Source organism: Micromonospora nigra (genome assembly GCF_900091585.1).
GTDB lineage: Bacteria > Actinomycetota > Actinomycetes > Mycobacteriales > Micromonosporaceae > Micromonospora > Micromonospora nigra.
Genome location: NZ_FMHT01000003.1, coordinates 5,628,238 through 5,648,502 on the forward strand (window position 1 = coordinate 5,628,238; position 20,265 = coordinate 5,648,502).

The window sequence follows — 20,265 nt, forward strand, 5'->3', positions numbered from 1 at the left end:
CCGTGCGGCCGGACCTGCCGGCCAGGCCCTGGGATCGGCCCCGCCGGGCGCAGGGCGTGGCCGATCGGCCGGTGCCCGCCCGCGCGCGGTGTCGACGGTCGTTGCCGGCCGATCTGGCCGTCCCGGCCCGGCGGAGCCGTCCGCCAGGGACAATCGGAGAACATCGGTCATCACGGGGGGTCGGGTGGAGTCCTATCCGCCGGTTGAGGCGCACGGTTTCATCGGGGACCTGCAGACCGCGGCGCTCATCAGCAAGGACGGCGTCCTCGACTGGTTCTGCGCCCCCCGCTTCGACTCACCCAGCATCTTCGCCGCGCTGCTCGACCGGCGGGGCGGCGGCCACTTCCGGATCGCCCCCGACGGCACCGAGTACGTGAGCAAGCAGCTCTACCTTCCCGGCACGCCGATCCTCATCACCCGCTTCCTCAGCGTCGACGGCGTGGGTGAGCTGATCGACTTCATGCCCCTGGCCGGCACGGAGCCGACCGGCCGGCACCGGGTGATCAGGATGCTCAAGGTGGTCCGGGGCACGATGCGGTTCCGGGTGGAGTGCCGGCCCCGGTTCAACTACGGGCGTGACGAGCACGTCCTGGAGCGACGGCCCGAGGGTCATCTCTTCCGGGCCCCCGGCATGACGATGTCCCTGAGCCCCGTGCAGCCCGGTGACCGGCAGGTCCGGGAGGAGAAGCTGGATCTCGACGGCAACGCCGTCCACGCGCTGATCACCCTGTCCGTTGGCGACACCGGCGGGCTGGTGCTGGAGACCGAGCCCGAAGGGGAGCCGCGGGTGTTCCGGCCGGCGGAGATCGAGCTGGAGTTCGACCGGACGCGCGAGTTCTGGCGGCAGTGGCTCGACAGGTCCCGGTACACCGGTCGGTGGCGGGAGATGGTGGAACGCTCCGCCATCACCCTGAAGTTGATGACCTACGCGCCCACCGGTGCCCTGATCGCCGCGCCCACCGCGGGGCTGCCCGAACTCATCGGCGGGGAACGGAACTGGGACTACCGCTACACCTGGCTGCGGGACGCGTCGTTCTCGGTCCACGCGCTGCTCTACCTGGGCTACACGGAGGAGGCCGCCCACTACCTCGAATGGGTCGGCGACCGGATCCGGGAGGCGACCGAGGGGCACGTCCCCCTGCAACTGCTCTACCGGGTCGACGGCTCGCCGCACGTGGGCGAGGAGATCCTGCCCCACTTCGAGGGCTACCGGGGGTCCTACCCCGTGCGGATCGGCAACCACGCCGCCTCCCAGTTGCAACTGGACGTGTACGGCGAGGCCCTCGAGGCCCTCTTCCTGGCCGATGCCGCCGGCCTCGGCGTGTCGCGGGACGTGTGGCGGGACATCGCGCGCCTGATGAACTGGCTCTGCCGCAACTGGGACACCCCCGACGACGGGATCTGGGAGACCCGTGGCGGGCGCCGGCGGTTCACGTACAGCCGCCTCATGTCGTGGGTGGCGCTCGACCGGGCGTTGCGCGTCGCCGCCCACGAGGGCAAGCCCGCCGACCTGCTGCGCTGGACCACCGCGCGGGACGCGATCTACGAGCAGGTGATGGACAGGGGGTACAACCGCCACCGGCACGCGTTCGTCCAGCACTACGACACCGAGGTGCTGGACGCGTCGCTGCTGAGCATGCCGTCGTTCGGCTTCATCGCGGCGTCCGACCCGATGTGGCAGTCGACGATGCGGGCGATCCAGGACGAGCTGGTGTCCGACAGCCTCGTCTACCGGTACGACCCGGCGGCCTCCCCCGACGGCCTCCCCGGTGCCGAGGGCACCTTCACCATGTGTTCCTTCTGGTATGTCGAGGCGCTCGCCCAGGTCGGCCGGGTCGACGAGGCCAGGTTGGTCTTCGAGAAGCTGTTCACCTACAGCACGAGCCTCGGTCTGTTCTCGGAGGAGATCGCGCCCACCGGGGAGCAGATCGGTAACTTTCCCCAGGCGTTCAGCCACCTGTCGTTGATCAGCACGGCCATCCGCCTGGACGGGCTGCTGAACAACCCGCGCTCGGCCGCGCCACCTCCCGGCCGGCGGTGACGGGTCGCGACACGCGAGAAAGTGTCGTACCCCGTGGCGAGCATGTATTCATGGCCGTTCCCGCCCTCACCCCGCAGAACGTTCAGCCGCGCTCGCTGCCCCTGCGCGAGGCGCGCACCCGCCTGACCCAGCTCGTCGCCATGGCCGAGCTGACCGACACGGTCACCCTGCTCACCCGCGACGGTGACCCCCGGCCGGTCGCGGCCATCGTGCCGGCGCCGGCCGCCCGCAGCACGGCCCAGGCCAGGGCGGACGCCGACCGGCTGGCCGCCGTGACCGCCGGCTGGGCCCGCCGCCTCGACACGCTCCACGAGCAGAGCACCCGCCAGCACGCGGCCGAGGTGCGTGCCCTCACCGACGCCCTGGCGCAGGTGTGGGCTGAGCTGGACCACCGGGTGACCCCCGGCAGCGATCCCGCACTGGCGCGGTTGCGCGCCGCCCACGCCCACCTCCTGGCCGACCGACCGACCGTCGGCCGGGGTGCGAACCCGACCCATCCCGACTGACCGACCGCTGTTCGGGGCGAACCCGACCCACCCCGGTGCCGACCGCCCGCGCCCGGCGGTGGTGTGCAATCAGTCGCCCACCGGGTAGGCGCGCGTCTCCGCCGCCTTCACCGCCGCCCAGACCCGCTGCCCCGGCACGAGCCGCAGTTGGGCGACGGCGGCCGGTGTCACGTCGGCGGCGACGCCGATCGGCCCGTCGAGCTGCACCCGCAGGTTGTCGCCGTGCCGCTGCACGCCGGCCACGACGGCCGGCCAGGTGTTGCGCGGGCTGCCCTCGGGGCGGTGCGGATGCAGGGCCACCGCCGCCGGTGGGAAGGCCACGAACGCGGCACCGTGCAGCCGGTCGGCCACGGTGAGCGCGAGCCCGTCGCCCACCAGGACGGTGTGGCCGTCGGCCCGGCCCCGGTGCAGGTTCAGCCCGACGAGCCGGGCGACGTAGTCGGTGCGGGGGGTGGCGGTGATCGCGGCGGCGTCGCCCTCCTGCACCACCCGTCCGGCCTCGACGATGACCAGCCGGTCGGCGAGCACCAACGCGTCGAGGGGGTCGTGGGTCACCAGTAGCGTCGCGCCGGGATGGGCGCTCAGGTGCCGGTGCAGTTCGGCGCGGGTGTCCAGCCGGGTCCGGGCGTCCAGCGCGGCGAGCGGTTCGTCGAGCAGCAGCAGCGCCGGCTCCACGGCGAGGGCGCGGGCGAGCGCGACCCGTTGGGCCTGACCGCCGGAGAGCTGCCGGGGCCGGTGGTCGGCGTACGCCGCCAACCCGACCCGGTCCAGCCACTCCTGGGCGGCGCGGCGGGCGGCGTGCCGCCCGGCGCCGTGCCGGCGGGGCCCGAACGCCACGTTGTCGCGCGCGTTCAGGTGGGGGAACAACAGGTAGTCCTGGAAGACCACCCCGACCGGGCGCCGCTCCGTGGGCAGGAACACCCCGGCGGCGGGCCGGTCGAGGTCCGCGCCGGCGAGGGTGACGTGGCCGGCGGTGAGCGGGTGCAGGCCGGCGAGGGTCCGCAGCGCGGTGGTCTTGCCGGCGCCGTTCGGGCCGAGCAGCGCCACCACCTCCCCGGCGTCGACCCGCAGCGGCACGTCGAGGCGGAAGTCGCCCCGACCGGTGACCAGGTGGGCGTCGAGCCCCGCCGCGGTCACGGTGCCGCCAGCCATCGGTCGCGCAGCGCCACCAGGATGCCCACCGAGACGACGAGCAGGACGAGGCTGAGCACGATCGCCGCCTCCAGATCGGTCTCCAGCGCCAGGTAGACGGCCAGCGGCATGGTCTGGGTGCGGCCCGGGAAGTTGCCGGCGAAGGTGATGGTCGCGCCGAACTCGCCCAGCGCCCGCGCCCAACACAGCACCGCCCCGGCGGCCAGGCCGGGCGCGACCAGGGGAAGCGTGACCCGGGTGAAGGTCACCCACCGGCCCGCCCCGAGGGTGGCGGCGGCCTCCTCGTACCGCTGGTCGGCGCCGCGCAGCGCCCCCTCGACGGCGATGACGAGGAACGGCATCGCCACGAACGCCTCGGCGAGGACCACGCCCGTGGTGGTGAACGGCAGCGTCACGCCGAACGTGGCGTCCAGCCACTCCCCGACGAGGCCGCGCCGCCCGAAGACCAGCAGCAGCGCCACCCCGCCCACCACCGGCGGCAGCACCAGCGGCACGGTGACCAGGGCGCGGACGAGTCGCCGGCCGGGGAACGACACCCGGGCCAGCAGCCAGGCCAGCGGCACCCCGAGCAGCAGGCACAGCACCGTGGCCAGGGTGGCGGTGCGTAGCGACAGCCACAGCGCGGCGAGCAGGCCCGGCTCGGCCAGCCGCTGCGGCAGGGTGGACCACGGGGCGCGGCCGAGCAGCCCGGCCAGCGGCAGCACCAGCAGGGCCAGCCCGAGCAGCGCCGGCACCAGCAGCACCAGTGGCACCCGCTGGCGCGGCCGGACGGGGCGGAATGGCCGGACAGGGCGGGACGGCCGGGTGGTGGGGCCGCCCTCGACGGGTCGGCCGGTCGGCGCCGTCACGGCTGCCCGAAACCGGCCTCGGCGAGCACCGCGGCCGCCGACGGGGAACGGACGTGGTCCACGAACGCCCGCGCGCCGGCGGGGTTCGGCGCGTCGGCGAGGACGACCAGCGAACAGTCGTTGACCGCAGCGGTGGCCTCGGCGAACTCCACCGCGTCGACCGTCGCGTCGGCGGCGTTCACGTCGGTGCGGTAGACGAGCGCGGCGTCGACCTCCCCGAGCGTCAGCTTCGACAACGCACCCTTGACGTCCTGTTCGAGGCTGACGGGGGTGAGGGCGACGCCGGCGGTGTCGAGCGCGGTGCGCGCGGCGGCTCCACAGGGCACCTGCGCGGCGCAGACGGCGACCTTCGTGCCCGGCCGGGTCAGGTCGGCCAGGCTCCCCACCCGATGCGGGTTCCCCGGTGGCACGGCGATCACGAGCCGGTTGCGGGCGAACGTGACGGGGGCACCGGCGGCGTTGCCGGCGTCGGTGACGGCGGCCATGTTCGCCGGCGCGGCCGAGGCGAACACGTCGGCGGGGGCACCCTGGTTGATCTGGGCGGCCAGGGTCGCGCTGCCGGCGAAGGTGAACACCACCGCCGTGCCGGGGTGGGCGGCCTCGAAGTCCCGGCCGATCCGGGTGAACGACTCGGTCAGCGAGGCGGCGGCGAACACGACGACCGGGTCGCCGGACCCCGAGCCGGATCGGTCGTCCGGGCCACCGCAGGCCGCCAGGGCGACCGTGAGCGCCACCGCCACCGCCACCGCCACCGGCCCGCGTACGCCGCGTCGCACCCGGGCAGCCATCAGGCGTGCCGTCCCCGGGTCGTCGCCTGCTCGACGACCACGGTGGTGGACTTGATGACCGCGACCGCCACCGAGCCGACCCGCAGCCCCAACTCGTCGACCGCCTCGCGGCTCATCAGGGACACCACCCGGAACGGGCCGGCCTGGATGTCGACCTGCGCCATCACGGTGTCCTTCACGACGCCGACGACGATGCCGCGCAGCCGGTTGCGGGCCGAGGACAACTCGGCACGGTCGTCGGGCTCGGCGGCCCGCCGGCGCGCGTACGCCGCCAGGTCAGCGCCCTCGACCAGGCGGTGACCGTGGTCGTCGCGGCTCGCGGCGAGGCGGCCGGTGTCGATCCACCGGCGGACGGTGTCGGCGCTGACCCCGAGCAGTTCGGCGGCCTCCCCGATACGGAACGACGTCACCCGGCCACCCTAGCCGACGCATCCGCGAGGGCCCGGCCGGGTTGAGCCTAGCGAACTCGGCCGGAAGGGACGTCAAGCCTCGCAGCTGCGGGATGAGCTTGCCGCCGTCTGTCACGCTCTGGTCACGAGACGTCGCGACCGCGCCGTCGTCGGCCACAATGGAGCACCCGCGTACGGGACCGGGAGGTCGGCATGACCCAGCACAGCCCACACGAACCCGGCCCGATGCCGCCGGCCACCACGTCCGTGCGGGCGGGCCGGCTGCGGCGGCTGCGGTTGGCGGCGCTGCTGGTCCTGCTCGTCGTGGTGGTCGCCGCCGCCGTGCGGGTGGTCGTCGCCGCCGGGCCGCCCACCCGCGAGCACCTGCTGGAACAGGCCCGGCTCACCGGAAAGCAGACCCTGCTCATCGGCGTCAAGGACGACCAGCCGGGGGTGTCCCAGCAACTGGAGAACGGCGCCTTCGAGGGCTTCGACATCGACATCGCGTACATGATCGCCGAGGACCTGGGGTTCGACGCGCCGCGCGTGAGGTTCCTGCCCATCGAGAGCGAGGACCGGGCCCGCCGTCAGGCACGCGGCCCGGACGGGCGGTTCGTCACCGTCGACCTCGTCGTCGCCTCCTACAGCATCACCGACCCGCGCCGTGAACAGGGCGTCATCTTCTCCGCGCCCTACCTGGAGACCGAACAGTCGGTGGTGACGCTGGCCTCCGACAAGCGCCAGGTCACCAGCCTGCGTGACCTCGCCGGGCGCACCGTGTGCACGATCGCCACGTCCACCTCCGAACGGACGCTGGACGGGCTCGGCGCCGACGCGCGCAGCCGCAACCGGGTCAGCGACTGCATCCAGGAGCTGTACGACGGGGTCGTCGACGCGGTCACCACCGACGCCGCGATCCTGGCCGGGTTCGTCGGGCCGCGCCCGCCCGGCGAACTGCCGCCGAAGACGAAACTGACCAACCCCCAGCCGCTGCGCCACTGGGACATCGGCGTGGAGGACTCGGAGCTGTGGGGCGTCAACCCGGGCCCCAACTCCGCGATGCGGGACCTGGTCAACCTCTCCCTCCAGGAATCGGCGTTCGGCCCCGACGGCGACCGGTGGCGCGCGGCCTTCGACCGCCACCTGGGCGAGGAGCAGCGCTACAGCTATCCGCAGCAGGTGGCGGTCGACCGGCAACCGGAACCCGGGCCGGGGGACAGGGTGGAGGTGCGGCGGTGGCCGTGGGAGAGGTTCGCGATGGCGTACCCGCACCGGCCGCGACCGGCCGCGCGGACCGCCGCCGGGCGGGGCCCCGGCAGGCGCAGCAGTGGCTGCTGACGGTCGCGCCGGCGTTCCCCGTCCTGCTGCTGGTGCTGCGGTTGTGGCGGCTCAGCCGGCAGGACATGCCGACCATGCTGCTGCTCGTGCAGTACGTCAGCCCGCTGGGGCTGCTCAGCGCGCTGCTCATCGCCCTGGTCTGGGCCGTTCCGCTGGTGGTGCTGGTGCCCGCCGTGCTCGGGAGACTGTTGCAGGTCAGCGCCCCGCACCGGTTCGACCCGGAGCGGTCGCTGCTCGCCTACGGCACCGTGCGCATCCCGGACTGGGTGCTGGTCTCGGCGGCCGCGCTGGCGGCGGTCACCTGGCAGCTACGGTTCCTTCCGGCCCTGCTGATGCTCCTGCTGTGGTGGGTCGCCCTGCGCACCCGGCAGCGCCATCCCGGGCGGCCGGGGTTGGTGTTCGCCGCCACCGTCGGCCTGCCGGTGCTCGCGGCGACGGCCTGCTATGCCTGGTTCGGTCCGGCCGTCGTGGCCGCCCTGCGCCAGGGTGAGGTCGCCACCGCCGTCCTGCTGGCCCTGCCACCGGCCGGGGCCGTGGTGCTCACCGGGCCGGTGCCTCATCGGGTCGCTCCGGCGCTCGCCCGAACCCTGACCTACGCCGTCGCCGGCCTGGTGCCGTTGGCGATGGGAGTGTTGTTCCTGCGGGTGCCGCTGCTGCCCGCCGTCGCCGTCGAGGTGGGCGACGAGCACACCCGGGAGGTGGTCCGGGGTGAGGCGGTCACGGTGACCGACCGGATGACCATCGTGCTGGACGGGGGCGGCGAGGTGCGTTTCCTGCCCAACAACCGGGTCCTTGCGCAGACCCTCTGCCCGGATCCGGGCCGCGTGCCGATCAGTCGGGTCCAGGTGTACGGGTGGCCGGTGGAGGACACCGCACTCGACTGGATGATGCCCCGCCGGCCGGTCGTCGACCCGGATCCCCGGTGCGTCGGGCGGATCCCCGCCGGTGCGCCCCCGGCGGCTCCCGGGCAGAGTCCGGCCGCCCCGCCGTCGAGCCCGGCCGGGCCCGCGTCGAGTCCGGCCGGGCCCGCGTCGAGTCCGGCCGGGCCCGCGTCGAGTCCGGCCGGGCGGGCGTCCCCGCCGGCGTGAGACGGGCCACGCCGACGGGTCGCGGCTGGGCGAGTCGCGGTTGAGGGGGCTAGCGTCGCCTCCGCGTCGGTGACCCCGACGGCACAGCCGCCCACCGGCCGACGCCAACCCGCGTCGGCCGGAGGGATGGCGTCCGTCAGCCGCGCCGGGTGCGGCCCTTGAGGTGGCGGCCCAGTTCGCGGGCGATCTCCCGGTTGGCGTCCCGCTCGGCGAGGGCCTGCCGCTTGTCGTACGACTTCTTGCCCCTGGCCAGGGCCAACTCCACCTTGGCCCACCCACCCGAGAAGTACATCGACAGCGGCACCAGCGCGTACCCGCCCGCGCGGACCTTCTCCAGGATCCGGGCGATCTCGACCCGGTGCAGCAGCAGCTTGCGGGTTCGCCGGGGGGCGTGGTTGGTCCACGTGCCGTAGCCGTACTCGGCGATGTGCAGCCCGTACAGCAGGAGTTCGCCGTCGCGCTCCTGGGCGAAGGCGTCGACCAGCGACGCCCGCCCCTCGCGCAGCGACTTGACCTCGGTACCGGCCAGCACGAGGCCCGCCTCGTAGGTCTTGAGGATCGTGTAGTCGTGTCGCGCCTTCTTGTTCGACGCGATCAGGGTGCGCTCGCTTCGCCCGGCGGTGCTCACCCCGTGCAGGGTAACGCCGTCGTCGGGGTGGACGGGAACCGGCCGCACCGAATCGCCCGGGCGGGCCACCGGCGGCGACGTCCAGGACCGCGCATCTCGGGACGATCCACTGGCCGACCGCTCGGACGGACGACACCACCGATGTGGATCACCGGTCACTGGTCAGGCTGAGCAGACGGATGTCGCCGGCCCTGCGACACGAACCCGCCCGGCTCGGCCCACCCCCGACCGGGCCGGCCGGGTTCCGTTGACGCGCTGCTGACCGCCATGAGGAACCGACCGGGGTGGGCCGGGCGTTCCGGCGCGACCCACCCCGCTCGGCCGCCGTCACGGCGCCGGGTACCGCGTCACGTAGACGGGGGCGCCGACCCGGTCCATGTCGGCCGGTTCGCCCACCCCGTTCACGACGTGGTCGATCGTGCCGGCGCTCAGGTTCACCGTCATGATGTGGTGCAGCCTCACGCCCGGCGTCACGGGCACCTCGAAGCCGTTCTCCGTACGGATCGACGGGTTGTTCTGGTTGAACACGTACACGCCGCCGCCGTGCAGCGTGTGGTGCCGTACCCGGTCGCCGACCTTGTAGCCGGCCCAACCCGCGACGTCGCCGTTCATCCAGTCGGCCTGCGTCGGCGGGTCGTACGGCAGTTCGTTCTGGTAGAGCACGGTCGTGCCGTGTTCACCGTTCCAGACGGTGTTGTGCCGCTGGAAGTGCTCGACGAACAGGCCGGTGGCCGTCACGTGGTCGCCGTTGATGACGGCCCCGTAGCGACCGGTGTTGGTCCGCCAGCGGTCGGTGTCGCCGTTGACGCCCTCGGTGAATCCCTCGACGCCGTGGTCGCCGCGCCACACCCAGGTGTGGTCGATGAGGACGTGGTCGCTGTTGACCTCCAGGGCGGTGTCGGTCCGGCCGATGTGGGGGCCGCCGACCCGGAAGTACACGTCGGACAGGGTGATGGGGTTGCGTGAGGTGCTCGCGTTGATCCCGTGCCGGCGGCCGACCCGCAGCAGCGCCGGTGATTCGGTGCGGCCGGCGTCGATGGTGACGCCGGCGACGACGACACCGGGGACGCCCGCGACGTCCAGCGGCACGGAGCCACCCACGGCGGTCAGGGTGGCGTGCCCGATGCCGAGGACCACCGTGTTCGGGCGCTTGACCCGGATGCTGCGGGCGATGTCGTACACCCCCGGGGTGAGCAGCAGGTGCTGGCCCCGGGCGAGGGCGCGGTTGATGACGTGCACCGGGTCGGAGGGCTTGGCCACGAAGAAGTCCCGGATCGGGATGGTGCGGCCCGGGGTCGTTCCCCCGGCCCAGGTGACGCCTCGGCTGTTGCGCTGCGCGGCGGGCACCCGGACCTGGTACCGGCCCTTGCCGTCGACGAACAGGTAGGGCTTCTCCCGGCTCAGCGGGGTCGTGTCCAGCGTCGTGTAGGGCGGGTCGGGGAACCCGGCGTCGTCGGGGGCGCCGACGACGCCCGCGAAGACCTGGTTCCACACCCCGTTGGACCAGCTTTCGACCTCGCTGTTGCGGGTCAGCCACTGCTGCTGGGAGCCGTTGGTGGTGGCGGGCAGCCGGGAGTCGGCGATGAAGCCGCCGCTGGCGTACTGCGGGCCGGCGGTGCAGTAGTCCATCAGGGACAGCCCGCCGCCGCTGATGTCCAGGCGTCGCATCGACACGGCCTGGGACACGGCCCAGAAGTTCGCGGAGGCCCGGCAGTCGTCCTGCCCGGCCGCGTTGATCCTGATCGACAGGTTGGACAGGGTGCGCCAGAAGTTGACCAGGGCGATGCAGTTGCCCGTGCCGCCTTCGGTGAGGCACCGGTTGTACGCCTCGACCTTGCCGTTGATCACGACATCGGTGGGTGAGGCGCCCAGACCGGAGATCTCGGTGTAGTAGCCGACCTTCACCTGGAGGGGTCGTTCGTCCGTGCCGTAGGTGCCGGGCTTGAACAGGTAGGCGTACCGTCCGGTGCCCATCTCGTCGTCGACCTGGGCGGCGTGCCTCGCGTCGAGCGTCGCCTGGATCTCGCTGATCGGCATGCTCGGGTCGAAGATCGTGACGTGCGGTCCGAAGTCCGGAGTGGAGGTCCGTGGCGGGCCGGCACTGGCGGCGGTGGTCGTCGTGGTGACGACAGTCGCCAGCGCCAGGCCGAGGGTGAGGGTCCGGCCGAGTCGTCGGCGGTGACCGGGGGTGTGGGTGATCATGCGAGTTCGTCCTTCCCGCGCGCGTGCCGCAGCGAGGCTCCGACACCCGGTGGTGGTGGCTGTGAGAGCGCTCTCTCAGCTTGCCGGACGCCGGCCGCGCTGGGAAGACGGATCGTCAGGAATCTTGACCGGCGGCCCGCCCCGGCTGTCGGGACGGCCTGTCCTGCTCCCGGCTGGTCGGGCGGGCTGCTCAGGGCCGCCGGCGCGCGAGAAAGTCCGCCAGCACCTGCGTGTGCGTGGAGAAGGCCAGCTCGACCGGCTCGGTGAGCACGAGCCACTCCGTCGCCTCCTCGGTGGCGACCGACGGCGGCAGCTCGTCCGCCCGCCGGACGGGCAGTACGCCGAAGATCATGAGCGTCCCGCCGGCGGGCGCGCTGTGCACCGCGAACAGGTCCGCGTCGGCCGCGTCGGCCGCCAGGGTGGTCTCTTCGCGAAGCTCCCGCACCAGCGCGTCACGCCAGTCCTCACCGTGCTCGATGAAGCCGCCGGGCAACGCGAGCTGGCCGCGCGCCGGCTCGATGTCCCGCCGCACCGCGACCACCCCCACCCCCGTGGCCGTGCGGACCGGCAGCACGGCCACGGCCACGGGCAGCGGATTGCGCCAGACCAGCCGACCGCAGGCGGCGCAGTCGCGCGGCCAGCCGGCGTCCGCCGGGTAGGCCACGCCGCAGAACGAGCAGTGCGAGTACGCGACGCCGGTCATGCCGCAGCACGTTACCCGCGCCGTGCGCAGCGTGCGGCGCGCCGCCAGGGCCCGCGCCGCGTCCGCCGGGCCGAGCGGATCGCCACGACCCGGCGGACGGTGACGATCACTGCCCCGGAGCGCCGGTGTACGCGGCCGTGGTGCGGTCGGCGGCGGCCCGTGCCCGGGCGGGATCCTCGCCGGCGGCGACGGCCACCTCGTACCACCGTTCGCTGCTGTCTGCCATGAACTGCCGGCCCGGCGCGGAGGCGGCCCACGCGGCGCCCTCCTCGGCGGTGATCCCGCTGCCGTCGGCGGCGAGGTGCGACGACAGGCCGAGCAGTGCCGAGTCCCAGCCGACACCCGCCGCGCCCGGGCCGAACTGCGCCCAGAGCTCGTCGCCGACGTGTGCCACGTGCTCCAGCTGGAACCGGGTGTGGCCGTCGTCGGTGGGGTCGAGGGTGACCTCGATCCAGCTCACCTCGTCGCCGTACTCCCAGGTCGCGGCGAAGCTCCTGGGCGGGGCGCAGCGCTCGACCACCCCGCCGGCGTTGCCCTCGAGCTGGTAGCGACCGTGCAGCCGCAGGTCACCCGAGACGGGCAGGAACCAGCGGGCGATGCGGTCGGCGTTGGTGCAGGCGTCCCACACGTCCTCCAGGGACGCGTCGTACGTCTGGCTGATCGTCATCACCCGGGCCTCGCCGGCGGCCAGGGTGCGCCGGCCGAGCTGACGCCGCACGGCGCTGATCTGGGCGGTGGCGTCGATCATGGTTTCCTCCTGTCGTCGGGGTCGTCGCCCCGGGTACGTCGTTCGCGGCGGCCCCGGGCCAGTTCGGTGGCCAGGGCGTGCAGCGGCGGGGTCCAGAACCGGCGGAACGTGTCGAGCCACCGGTCCACCTCCCGCAGCGGCCCGGGATCCACGGCGTAGAGCCGCCTGGTGCCCTGCGGGCGCACGGTCGCGAAGCCGCTGTCCCGCAGCACCCTGAGGTGTTGGGAGACGGCCGGTTGGGAGATGCCGAACTCGTCGCGGATCGCGTCGCTCAGTGCGCCGGCGGTCATCTCACCTGTCGCGAGCAGTTCGAGGATCCGGCGTCGCACCGGGTCACCGAGCACATCGAAGGCGTGCACGGCGCCTTTATATCAGGTCCCACTTATATAAGCAACGGGCGGCATTCGGGCGTGAGTTCGGTGTGCGGTGCGACCGTTGTCGTACCCGTGGTTCATGATCCTTGTCGTCACCGCGACGCCGGACCGTACGGATGCGGTTGATTCGTCATGCTTCTACGCCCTTTCCGGGGAGGAACGAGTGGTGGACGTGGACCTGACCGCGGGGCAGCGGCGCAGCGTGGTGCGGGTGGTGCCGCCCGCCCGGCCGCGCAAGCTGGCCAAGGTGCCCTTCGTGGAGCTGGCCGACGGGCGGTTGCAGGGGGTGGTGTCCAGCGGGTCCGACATCGAGCGGGTCTACGTCTCCTCGATCACCTCCGGGAGCCACGCCTACCACTGCAGCACCAACAACAACCGTCCCTGCGGCGGCCTGCGCGGCGCCCCGTGCAAACACCTGCACGCCCTGGTCGACGAGGCGGTGCTCCAGTACGGCGTGCCCCGGGTGGCCCGCTACCTGCGGGTGGACGCCGACGACGTGCAGATCGGCGTGGAGCTGATCTGGCGGCTGAACGGTCGGCCTGAACCGACGCCGGCCGCCGTGGTGTTCAGTCGCTTCCTGCGCCACCTGGCCTACCTGGAACTGCCCGGCAGCGCGACGGCCCTGCCCGAGCTGCACTGGTTCCCGGCCACGGGGGCGGGGCACTGATGCGGGGCGCACACCTGACCACCCTGGGCGGCGAGCCCCCGACGGGGATTCCCGACGCGCTGCGGGTGGTGACCGGCGTCGACGAGGTGTTGACCGGCGGCCTGGCCCGTCCGGGGGAGGCCGACGCCGCCGCCCTGGGCGCGCTCGCCAGCGCCCTGGCGGGCACCCCGCTGGGCGGGCCGACGGCGGAGGCGGTGGCGAATGTGGTCGCCGGGGCGGTCTCCGAGGAACACGTGGCGGTCCTGGCCGGGGCCCGGTCGGCGCTGCTCGGAGCGGTGCACGACGCCCTGCTCGGGCAGCTCGACGCCGCCCTCAACCGGAACCGGCCCGCGTCGCCCGGCGGGCAACGGGCGGCGGAGTCCGGGGCGCAGCCGGTGACGGCGGCGCGGGCCTGGTTGCACGAGGTGGCCGTCACCGGCTGGCGGGGCGTCGACCACGAACTGGTCGCCGCCGCCGGTGCGCCCGTCGAGGCTGCCTGGGCGACGCCCGGGCTGCGGCGGCTGGCGGTGCTGCTCGACGGGTTCGCCGCCGAACTGCGTGCCGCGGTGCCGGTCGCCACCATGCCGCAGGCGCCGGTGCGGCGCTGGGCCGACCTGTGGGCGCGGGGGATGCTGCTGACCCACGGCGTCGCCGACGCCGACGCCGCTCCGGTCACCGGGCGGCTGCTGCTGCTCGGCGTCGACGTGCACGAACACGACACGGCGGTGCAGGTGCAGGCCCACGCGGTGCTGGAGCCCGCCGACGGCGGCCCGCCGAGGCTGGTCCGCACGGCGGTGGGCGCGGCGAAGGTCGACACCATCGGCGGGCCGGCGCTGTGGCGGCTGCTGGACGCGTACCCGGTGCTGCTGGCCGCCCTCGCCCAGCGGCGCACCCTGGAGGTGACCGACGTGCCGTTGCGCGGCGGCGACCTGACCTGGCACGACGACCGGGCGCAGCTCGGTGGGCCGGCCGACCCGTTCGCCACCGCGCGGGTGCTGCTGCCCTCGGCGGTGGCGACGGCCGCCGCACCGCTGGACCGGCACCCGGTCGGCATCGCCGAGCCGGTGCTCGTCGAGGGCTACGCGGTGCGCGACGACGACGGCACGCTGACGCTGGAGGTGGACGGCGCGCCGCTGGTGGTGGACGCTGAGCGGCTGCCGTCCTGCGGGCCGCTGACCCGTGACCTGGTGGCGGCCTCGTCGGCGTGCCTCGGGCTGATGCGCTGGGATGCCGGCAGGTGGTCGGTGCAACCCCTTGCCGTGCAGGCGACGGTGAAGCGGAAGCCGGTGACCGTCCACACGGGGGACTGGGCGGGCGGGGTGACCGACCCCAAGGTGGCGAAGGCCGAGGCCCGTGCCGGTGACGCGGTCGCGGTGCTGCGCGAGCGGGCGGGACGGTTGCTGCGCTCATGACCGAGCAGACTCCTGACCTCGTCCACGCCAACCGCCGCCAGGTGCTCTACTGGCGACTGCTGGCCCGGCTGTTCGACCCCGAGGAGCAGCCCGCCCTGGAGTCGGCGAGCATGGCCGTCGTCGGCGACCTCGACCTGCCCGCCGCCCTGCTGGACCCGTCGGTGTCGGTGGACACCGTCGTGCAGCGGTTCCCCGAGCTGGCCGACGAACTGCGCGGCCTGCTCGCGCCTCCGACGACCACCCCGTCGACCGGCGAGGCGGCCCCGTCCGCCGACGACGCGCGACCGCCCGCTGCGGCCGGTGCCGACGAGGTGCGCCGCGCGGCCCTGGTGTCGAAGCTGCTGCTCAACGTGTTCGGCACCGGCAGCGGCTCGGTCACCGCCACCCAGCTCGCCTCCTGGCAGGCCGACGCCGGCTGGTTCGAGCAGGCGCTCGGTGCGCAGCCGGGCGAACTGCGCCGCCAGGGGACCGGGCTGGGGGCCACCCTCGCCGGCCTCGAGGGCGACCTGGTGCGCCGGATGCGCCTGCGCGAGGTGCTGGCCGACCCGGCCCTGGCCCGGCAACTCACCCCGAGCATGTCGCTGGTCGAGCAACTGCTGCGCGACAAGCACAACCTGTCCGGGTTGGCGCTGGCCAACGCCAAGGCGTTGATCCGCCGCTTCGTCGACGAGGTCGCCGAGGTGTTGCGCACGCAGGTGGAGAAGGCCAGCGTCGGTGCGGTCGACCGGTCCGTGCCGCCGAAGCGCGTCTACCGCAACCTCGACCTCGACCGCACCATCTGGCAGAACCTGACCAACTGGAGCCCCGACGACGAACGCCTCTACGTCGACCGGCTCTACTACCGGCAGACCGCGCGACGCACCACGCCGGCCCGGCTGATCGTGGTGGTCGACCAGTCCGGATCGATGGTCGACTCGATGGTCAACTGCACCATCCTGGCGTCGATCTTCGCCGGGCTGCCCAAGGTGGACGTGCATCTGGTCGCGTACGACACCCGGGCGCTGGACCTGACCCCGTGGGTGCACGACCCGTTCGAGGTGCTGCTGCGCACCCAGCTCGGTGGCGGCACCGACGGCACGGCCGCGCTCGCCCTGGCCCGGCCGAAGATCGCCGAGCCGCGCAACACGGTGCTCGTCTGGATCTCCGACTTCTACGAGTGGAACTCGCCGGCCGTGTTCCAGGGCCTGGAGGCGGTGCACCGGTCGGGTGTGCGGCTGATTCCCGTCGGCTCGGTCACCAGTTCCGGTGGGCAGAGCGTCAACCCCTGGTTCCGGCAGCGCCTGAAGGATCTGGGCGCCCCCGTCATCTCCGGCCACATCCGCAAGCTCGTCGTCGAACTCAAGAACTTTCTCACCTAGGAGACGGAAACCCCTCATGTCCGACATGCTGCGTGCCCCCGCCGAGGTCAAGTACGCCGACGAACTCGACTACCTGGAGTCGGTCGACACCGATCCGAAGCCGTTCACCTGGCGGCTGAGCCCTCGCATGATCCGGCTGTTCGTGCTCGGCTCCGAGCGTGCCGACGGCCTCGACCGGGACATCCCGCAGAAGTGGTTCGGCGACCGCAGCTTCGTCGAGCGGAGCATCGTCACCCTCGCCTCCGACCGGGGACTGCTGCTCATCGGTGACCCCGGCACCGGCAAGAGCTGGCTGGCCGAGCTGCTCTCGGCCGCCATCTGCCGCAACTCCACCCTGGTCGTGCAGGGCACCGCCGGCACCACGGAGGACCACATCAAGTACTCGTGGAACGTCTCCATGGTCATCGCCAAGGGGCAGTCCCGCGAGTCCATGATCCCCTCGCCGATCATGACCGCGATGGAACAGGGGGTGATCGGCCGGTTCGAGGAGCTGACCCGCTCCACCAGCGACGTGCAGGACGCCCTGATCTCCATCCTGTCGGAGAAGTACGTCTCCATCCCCGAACTCAACGACGACAACATCGTCTTCGCCCGACCCGGCTTCTCCATCATCGCCACGGCGAACAGCCGCGACCGTGGCGTCAACGACCTGTCCTCAGCTCTCAAGCGCCGGTTCAACTTCGTCCGGATCCCCGTGGTGACGAACAAGCGCAGCGAGGCGGAGATCGTCCGGTTCCGTACGGAGGAGCTGCTGCGCCGCCACCGCATCGAGCTGGACGTGCCACCGACCCTGCTGGACATCCTCCTGCAGAGCTTCGCCGACCTGCGGGCCGCCGCCTCGTCGGCCACCAGCGACGACGAGAAGCTGGAGTCCGCGCTGTCCACCGCCGAGCAGATCGGGGTGCTGGAGGACGCCATCCTGCACAGCCAGTTCTTCGGCGACCGGACCCTGCGCGTCGAGACCCTGGCCGGGTCACTGATGGGATCGCTGGCCCGGCGCAGCCCGGAGGACCTGGCGATCCTCAACAAGTACCTGCACGGGGTGGTGGAGCCCCGCGCCAAGGCCGACGGCGGCGGGTGGGAGGCCTTCCTCGACGGTGGCCGCCAGGCGATCGCGTCCCTGTCGTGACCGCGACCCCCGTCACCTCCACCGCCCCGGCTGACCCCGGCACCTCCAGTGGCCCGTTCGCGGCGCTGCGTCAGCAGCTCACCGACGCCGCCGCCACCTTCGCCGGCTCCGCCGACGCGCTCGGCGGCATCCTCGCCGGCATCGTCGACGACGTCGACCGGGCGCTCGGCGAGCCGTTGGAGATCTTCCCCGTTTGCCACCACTCACCGGCGTCCGCGCTGGCCATGGTCCGGCGGCTGCGCGTCAAGCAACCCAGGGTCATCTACCTGGAGCTGTGTGAGGATCTGCAACCCCTGCTGACGGAGCTGCGCAACTGTCGGCTGCCCGTGGCGGTGCAGGCGTTCGCGTCCGAACTGGACGGCTTCCCCGCGCAGTGGGCACCGCTGAGCGTCGTCGCGCCCATCACCGAAGCGTCGGCGGAATACCAGGCCATCGCGTACGCGCTGGGCACGCTGGGCGTGGAACTGGTGCTGGTGGACCGCTCGACCGACCACGTCTTCCAGTGGCAGCCGCGCGACGACGGGGACGCCGCTCCCGACGGGACCCCCGACGGGGCCACCGACGACGCGCTGCACGGCGACGCCGTCGGCGTCGAGATCGGCGACCTGCGGCCCCGGTTCGCCGAACTGGAGGCGTACCTGCTGCACCACGGGAAGGTGCGACACTGGTCGGAGTGGTGGGACCAGTACGTCGAGCAGCCGCTCGTCGACGCCGACCACGACACGTACCGGCAGGTGATGGTCCTCATCGGCAGCCTGTTCCGGCGGCTGCGCCCGGCCGACGCCAACCGGCTCGACCGCGACGAGGACCGGGAACGGTACATGTGGACCAGGATCCGGCAGCACCTCGCCACGTCCGGCGCCGATCCGGCGGACTGCCTGTACGTCTGCGGTGCCTTCCACGCCGCCAGCCGGGTCGAACAGTTCGGCCTGGCCGCCGACGCCCCCGACTTCGAGATCACCGCGCGGACGGCCACCCGGTGGCGGTACGGGCTGATCCCGTCCAGCCACTCGGCCATCGAGGCGCAGTTCGGGCTGGCCCCCGGCTCGGTGTCCGTGGCCGCGGCCACCTGGACGAAGGCGGTGGCCGGCCGCCGGGTCACCCCGTACCGGCTCGACGGCCGGGCCGGTAAGGCGTCGGGGCGTGGTGCGGGTCGTCGGGGAGCCACCGCCGGTCCGGCCCCGGGCGAGGTGGTCACCGACCGGCTCAGCGGGTTCCTCGCCGCGCCGCCGGCACCGGGTGCCCTCGACGAGGCGGAACTGCGCGGCTGGTGCGTCGACATCGTCCGGCTCGCCCGGCGCAACGGCTACCTCGCCAGCACCGCCGACGCGATCGCCGTGTTCGAGACGTCCGTCCTGCTGGCCGGGCTGCGGGGGCGGGCCCGCCCCACCCCGTACGACTTCGCCGACGCCGCCGTCACCTGCATCGAGAAGGACGTCGTGCCGGGCCGCCGCGACGTTCGCCGGCTGTGCGAGATCCTGCTCGGCGGGGACCGGGTCGGCCAGGTCGGCTACGACGCGCTGCCGCCGCTGGCCCGCGACGTGCTGGACCGGCTCGCCCCGCTGGGTCTGGACCTGGAGAAGCGCACGGTGCAGCGGGCCCTGCTGGATCTGCACGCCCAACCCCACCTCGCGCCCTGCTCCGACCTGCTGTGGATGCTGCGGCACCTGCTGCCCGGCGACGCGGCCCGACCGATCATGGGGGAGCGGGGGCTGGGTCACCGGTCGGTGCAGGAGAGCTGGGACCTGGCCCTCGGTCGCCACCAGCGCGCCCTGATCGAGCTGGGCTACGAGGGCGTCACCGTCGAGCAGGTGCTCGAACAGCGGCTGCGTCGGGCCGTCCGCGCGCCCGACGCCACGGCCTCGGTGGCGCTGGCGGCCGTGGAGGACGCGCTGCGCCTGCTGGGCAGTCCCCGGCTGGTCGACGAGTTGGGGGCGCGGGCGGTGGAGCTGCTCACCGCCGAACGCACCGCCGACGACGCCCCCGAGGTGCTGCGCCGCATCCGCCGCCTGCTGGCCCACCACCGCACGACCGGCCCGCTGCCGCACTGGTGCGCCGCCTTCGTACGGGCCGGGTACGCCCACTACTGCACGCTGCTGCCGACGGCCGTCGCCGACGAGCAGACGGGGGTGCGTCAGGTGGGCGCCATGCTGGGATTCCTGTTCGGCATGGAGGGTCTGGCCCTGTCCCTGGGCTGCGATCGCTCCCAGCTCGAACTCGCGGTGGCACAGGCCCATCCGGAGGCGCCGGCCAAGGTGGCGCTGCTCTGGGCGGCCCGCCACCAGCTGGGCCTGCTGCCGTTGGCCCGGCTGCGGGAACACTGCGTCGAACTGCTGGCCAACCCGCTGGTGGTGCCCGCCTTCCCGCAGTACCTGTCGGGGTTCGTGCAGGCGCTGGAGCCGGTGCCGGGGCTCGCGCCGTTCGTGGTCGAGTTGATGTCCACCGCCTTCGCCCGGCTGCCCGATCCGCTCCTGCTGCCGTGGCTGCCCACGCTGATCACGGCCCTGCGGGAGCACGGGTCGGAGCTGGTGCCGCTGCTGGTGCGCGAGGCGGGGCGCACCTTCCCCGGCAGTCTGCCGGCGCTGGACCGTTTCGTGCCGCCCTGGCAGAGCCCCGCCCGGCCCGGTACGCCCGCACCCGGTGCCACGCCCGGTGGTGCCGCCCCCGCCGCCGGCCCGCTCGTCGCGTTGCTCGCCGCCCACCCGGACCCGGTCGACGCGGTGGCGACCCTGCTCGGCTGCGCGGACGCCTGGGCGGCACCCGGCCAGGGCGAAGCGGGCCGGGGCGGCGAGGCGTCCGCCGCCCTCGTCGCGCTGCTCGCGGCGTACCCCGAACCGGCGGTCGCGACCGCCGCGCTGCTGGAGGGTGCGCCGGCCCCCGCACCGCGTCCCGGCCGGTGAGGACGCGCCAGGACC

At 73.6% G+C, this 20,265-nt stretch carries 18 protein-coding genes; 9 read left to right on the forward strand and 9 right to left on the reverse strand.

Annotated elements, in window-relative coordinates; genetic code table 11:
* Positions 1 to 184: 184 nt before the first annotated feature.
* Both GA0070616_RS24770 and GA0070616_RS24775 read left to right on the forward strand, forming a co-directional pair.
* Complete coding sequence (locus GA0070616_RS24770; protein ID WP_091088109.1) at positions 185 to 2,041, forward strand: glycoside hydrolase family 15 protein; 1,857 nt, start codon at positions 185 to 187, stop codon at positions 2,039 to 2,041.
* A gap of 50 nt (positions 2,042 to 2,091) precedes the next feature.
* Positions 2,092 to 2,547: a hypothetical protein gene (locus GA0070616_RS24775; protein WP_091088114.1), complete on the forward strand. Its 456-nt coding sequence runs from the start codon at positions 2,092 to 2,094 to the stop codon at positions 2,545 to 2,547.
* A gap of 69 nt (positions 2,548 to 2,616) precedes the next feature.
* Here the strand turns inward: GA0070616_RS24775 and GA0070616_RS24780 are convergent, their stop codons facing one another.
* The 4 genes from GA0070616_RS24780 to GA0070616_RS24795 all read right to left on the reverse strand — a co-directional run bounded on the left by GA0070616_RS24780 (position 2,617) and on the right by GA0070616_RS24795 (position 5,745).
* Positions 2,617 to 3,699 carry an ABC transporter ATP-binding protein gene (locus GA0070616_RS24780; protein ID WP_091088118.1) on the reverse strand — a complete coding sequence of 361 codons (1,083 nt, stop codon included), beginning with the start codon at positions 3,697 to 3,699 and terminating at the stop codon, positions 2,617 to 2,619.
* Positions 3,681 to 4,451 (reverse strand): ABC transporter permease, encoded by a 771-nt coding sequence (locus GA0070616_RS24785; RefSeq protein ID WP_091091557.1) that lies wholly within the window; start codon positions 4,449 to 4,451, stop codon positions 3,681 to 3,683. Before GA0070616_RS24785 ends, GA0070616_RS24780 begins: the two co-directional genes overlap by 19 nt.
* A 92-nt stretch (positions 4,452 to 4,543) precedes the next feature.
* Positions 4,544 to 5,335, reverse strand: a complete 792-nt coding sequence (modA, locus tag GA0070616_RS24790) for a molybdate ABC transporter substrate-binding protein (RefSeq protein WP_091088121.1) — start codon at positions 5,333 to 5,335, stop codon at positions 4,544 to 4,546.
* Positions 5,335 to 5,745, reverse strand: coding sequence for a TOBE domain-containing protein (locus GA0070616_RS24795; RefSeq protein WP_091088125.1), 411 nt, complete (start codon positions 5,743 to 5,745; stop codon positions 5,335 to 5,337). Before GA0070616_RS24795 ends, modA begins: the two co-directional genes overlap by 1 nt.
* Before the next feature lie 192 nt (positions 5,746 to 5,937).
* On the opposite strand from GA0070616_RS24795, the gene GA0070616_RS24800 reads away from it, so the two are divergent.
* Together GA0070616_RS24800 and GA0070616_RS24805 are read left to right on the forward strand one after the other, a co-directional pair.
* Positions 5,938 to 7,062, forward strand: coding sequence for a transporter substrate-binding domain-containing protein (locus GA0070616_RS24800; protein WP_091088128.1), 1,125 nt, complete (start codon positions 5,938 to 5,940; stop codon positions 7,060 to 7,062).
* The gene (locus GA0070616_RS24805; protein WP_245712888.1) at positions 6,960 to 8,150 is read left to right on the forward strand and encodes a hypothetical protein; all 1,191 of its coding nucleotides are present in this window, start codon (positions 6,960 to 6,962) and stop codon (positions 8,148 to 8,150) included. The genes GA0070616_RS24800 and GA0070616_RS24805 overlap by 103 nt, the downstream gene beginning before the upstream one ends.
* A gap of 136 nt (positions 8,151 to 8,286) precedes the next feature.
* On the opposite strand, the gene smpB is transcribed toward GA0070616_RS24805, so the two are convergent.
* The 5 genes from smpB to GA0070616_RS24830 form a co-directional block, all read right to left on the reverse strand.
* On the reverse strand, positions 8,287 to 8,778 hold the full coding sequence (gene smpB / locus GA0070616_RS24810) for an SsrA-binding protein SmpB (protein WP_091091560.1): 492 nt from the start codon (positions 8,776 to 8,778) through the stop codon (positions 8,287 to 8,289).
* 327 nt (positions 8,779 to 9,105) lie between these two features.
* Complete coding sequence (locus GA0070616_RS24815) at positions 9,106 to 10,980, reverse strand: adenylyl cyclase (protein WP_091088131.1); 1,875 nt, start codon at positions 10,978 to 10,980, stop codon at positions 9,106 to 9,108.
* A gap of 190 nt (positions 10,981 to 11,170) precedes the next feature.
* On the reverse strand, positions 11,171 to 11,683 hold the full coding sequence (locus tag GA0070616_RS24820) for an NUDIX domain-containing protein (RefSeq protein WP_091088135.1): 513 nt from the start codon (positions 11,681 to 11,683) through the stop codon (positions 11,171 to 11,173).
* Positions 11,684 to 11,789: 106 nt separating this feature from the next.
* A complete protein-coding gene (locus tag GA0070616_RS24825) occupies positions 11,790 to 12,431 on the reverse strand; it encodes an SRPBCC family protein (protein WP_091088138.1) in 642 nt (213 codons plus the stop codon).
* Positions 12,428 to 12,790, reverse strand: a complete 363-nt coding sequence (locus tag GA0070616_RS24830; RefSeq protein WP_091088141.1) for an ArsR/SmtB family transcription factor — start codon at positions 12,788 to 12,790, stop codon at positions 12,428 to 12,430. Before GA0070616_RS24830 ends, GA0070616_RS24825 begins: the two co-directional genes overlap by 4 nt.
* 217 nt (positions 12,791 to 13,007) lie before the next feature.
* Here GA0070616_RS24830 and GA0070616_RS24835 point away from each other — a divergent pair, with 217 nt between their 5' ends.
* The 5 genes from GA0070616_RS24835 to GA0070616_RS24855 are packed head-to-tail and all read left to right on the forward strand — an operon-like array spanning position 13,008 to position 20,250.
* On the forward strand, positions 13,008 to 13,472 hold the full coding sequence (locus GA0070616_RS24835; RefSeq protein WP_091091564.1) for a hypothetical protein: 465 nt from the start codon (positions 13,008 to 13,010) through the stop codon (positions 13,470 to 13,472).
* Positions 13,472 to 14,863 carry a hypothetical protein gene (locus tag GA0070616_RS24840; protein WP_091088145.1) on the forward strand — a complete coding sequence of 464 codons (1,392 nt, stop codon included), beginning with the start codon at positions 13,472 to 13,474 and terminating at the stop codon, positions 14,861 to 14,863. Before GA0070616_RS24835 ends, GA0070616_RS24840 begins: the two co-directional genes overlap by 1 nt.
* Positions 14,860 to 16,221, forward strand: a complete 1,362-nt coding sequence (locus GA0070616_RS24845) for a vWA domain-containing protein (RefSeq protein ID WP_091088148.1) — start codon at positions 14,860 to 14,862, stop codon at positions 16,219 to 16,221. The genes GA0070616_RS24840 and GA0070616_RS24845 overlap by 4 nt, the downstream gene beginning before the upstream one ends.
* A 16-nt stretch (positions 16,222 to 16,237) precedes the next feature.
* The gene (locus GA0070616_RS24850; RefSeq protein ID WP_091088151.1) at positions 16,238 to 17,350 is read left to right on the forward strand and encodes an ATP-binding protein; all 1,113 of its coding nucleotides are present in this window, start codon (positions 16,238 to 16,240) and stop codon (positions 17,348 to 17,350) included.
* Positions 17,347 to 20,250, forward strand: coding sequence for a DUF5682 family protein (locus GA0070616_RS24855; protein ID WP_091088155.1), 2,904 nt, complete (start codon positions 17,347 to 17,349; stop codon positions 20,248 to 20,250). Before GA0070616_RS24850 ends, GA0070616_RS24855 begins: the two co-directional genes overlap by 4 nt.
* Positions 20,251 to 20,265 lie beyond the last annotated feature (15 nt).

Coding starts and splice junctions, on each gene's coding strand:
- modA (WP_091088121.1), bottom strand. CDS start 5,335: ATGGCTGCCCGGGTGCGACGCGGCGTACGCGGGCCGGTGGCGGTGGCG.
- GA0070616_RS24820 (WP_091088135.1), bottom strand. CDS start 11,683: ATGACCGGCGTCGCGTACTCGCACTGCTCGTTCTGCGGCGTGGCCTAC.
- GA0070616_RS24800 (WP_091088128.1), top strand. CDS start 5,938: ATGACCCAGCACAGCCCACACGAACCCGGCCCGATGCCGCCGGCCACC.
- GA0070616_RS24815 (WP_091088131.1), bottom strand. CDS start 10,980: ATGATCACCCACACCCCCGGTCACCGCCGACGACTCGGCCGGACCCTC.
- GA0070616_RS24840 (WP_091088145.1), top strand. CDS start 13,472: ATGCGGGGCGCACACCTGACCACCCTGGGCGGCGAGCCCCCGACGGGG.
- GA0070616_RS24825 (WP_091088138.1), bottom strand. CDS start 12,431: ATGATCGACGCCACCGCCCAGATCAGCGCCGTGCGGCGTCAGCTCGGC.
- GA0070616_RS24775 (WP_091088114.1), top strand. CDS start 2,092: ATGGCCGTTCCCGCCCTCACCCCGCAGAACGTTCAGCCGCGCTCGCTG.
- GA0070616_RS24850 (WP_091088151.1), top strand. CDS start 16,238: ATGTCCGACATGCTGCGTGCCCCCGCCGAGGTCAAGTACGCCGACGAA.
- GA0070616_RS24845 (WP_091088148.1), top strand. CDS start 14,860: ATGACCGAGCAGACTCCTGACCTCGTCCACGCCAACCGCCGCCAGGTG.
- GA0070616_RS24780 (WP_091088118.1), bottom strand. CDS start 3,699: ATGGCTGGCGGCACCGTGACCGCGGCGGGGCTCGACGCCCACCTGGTC.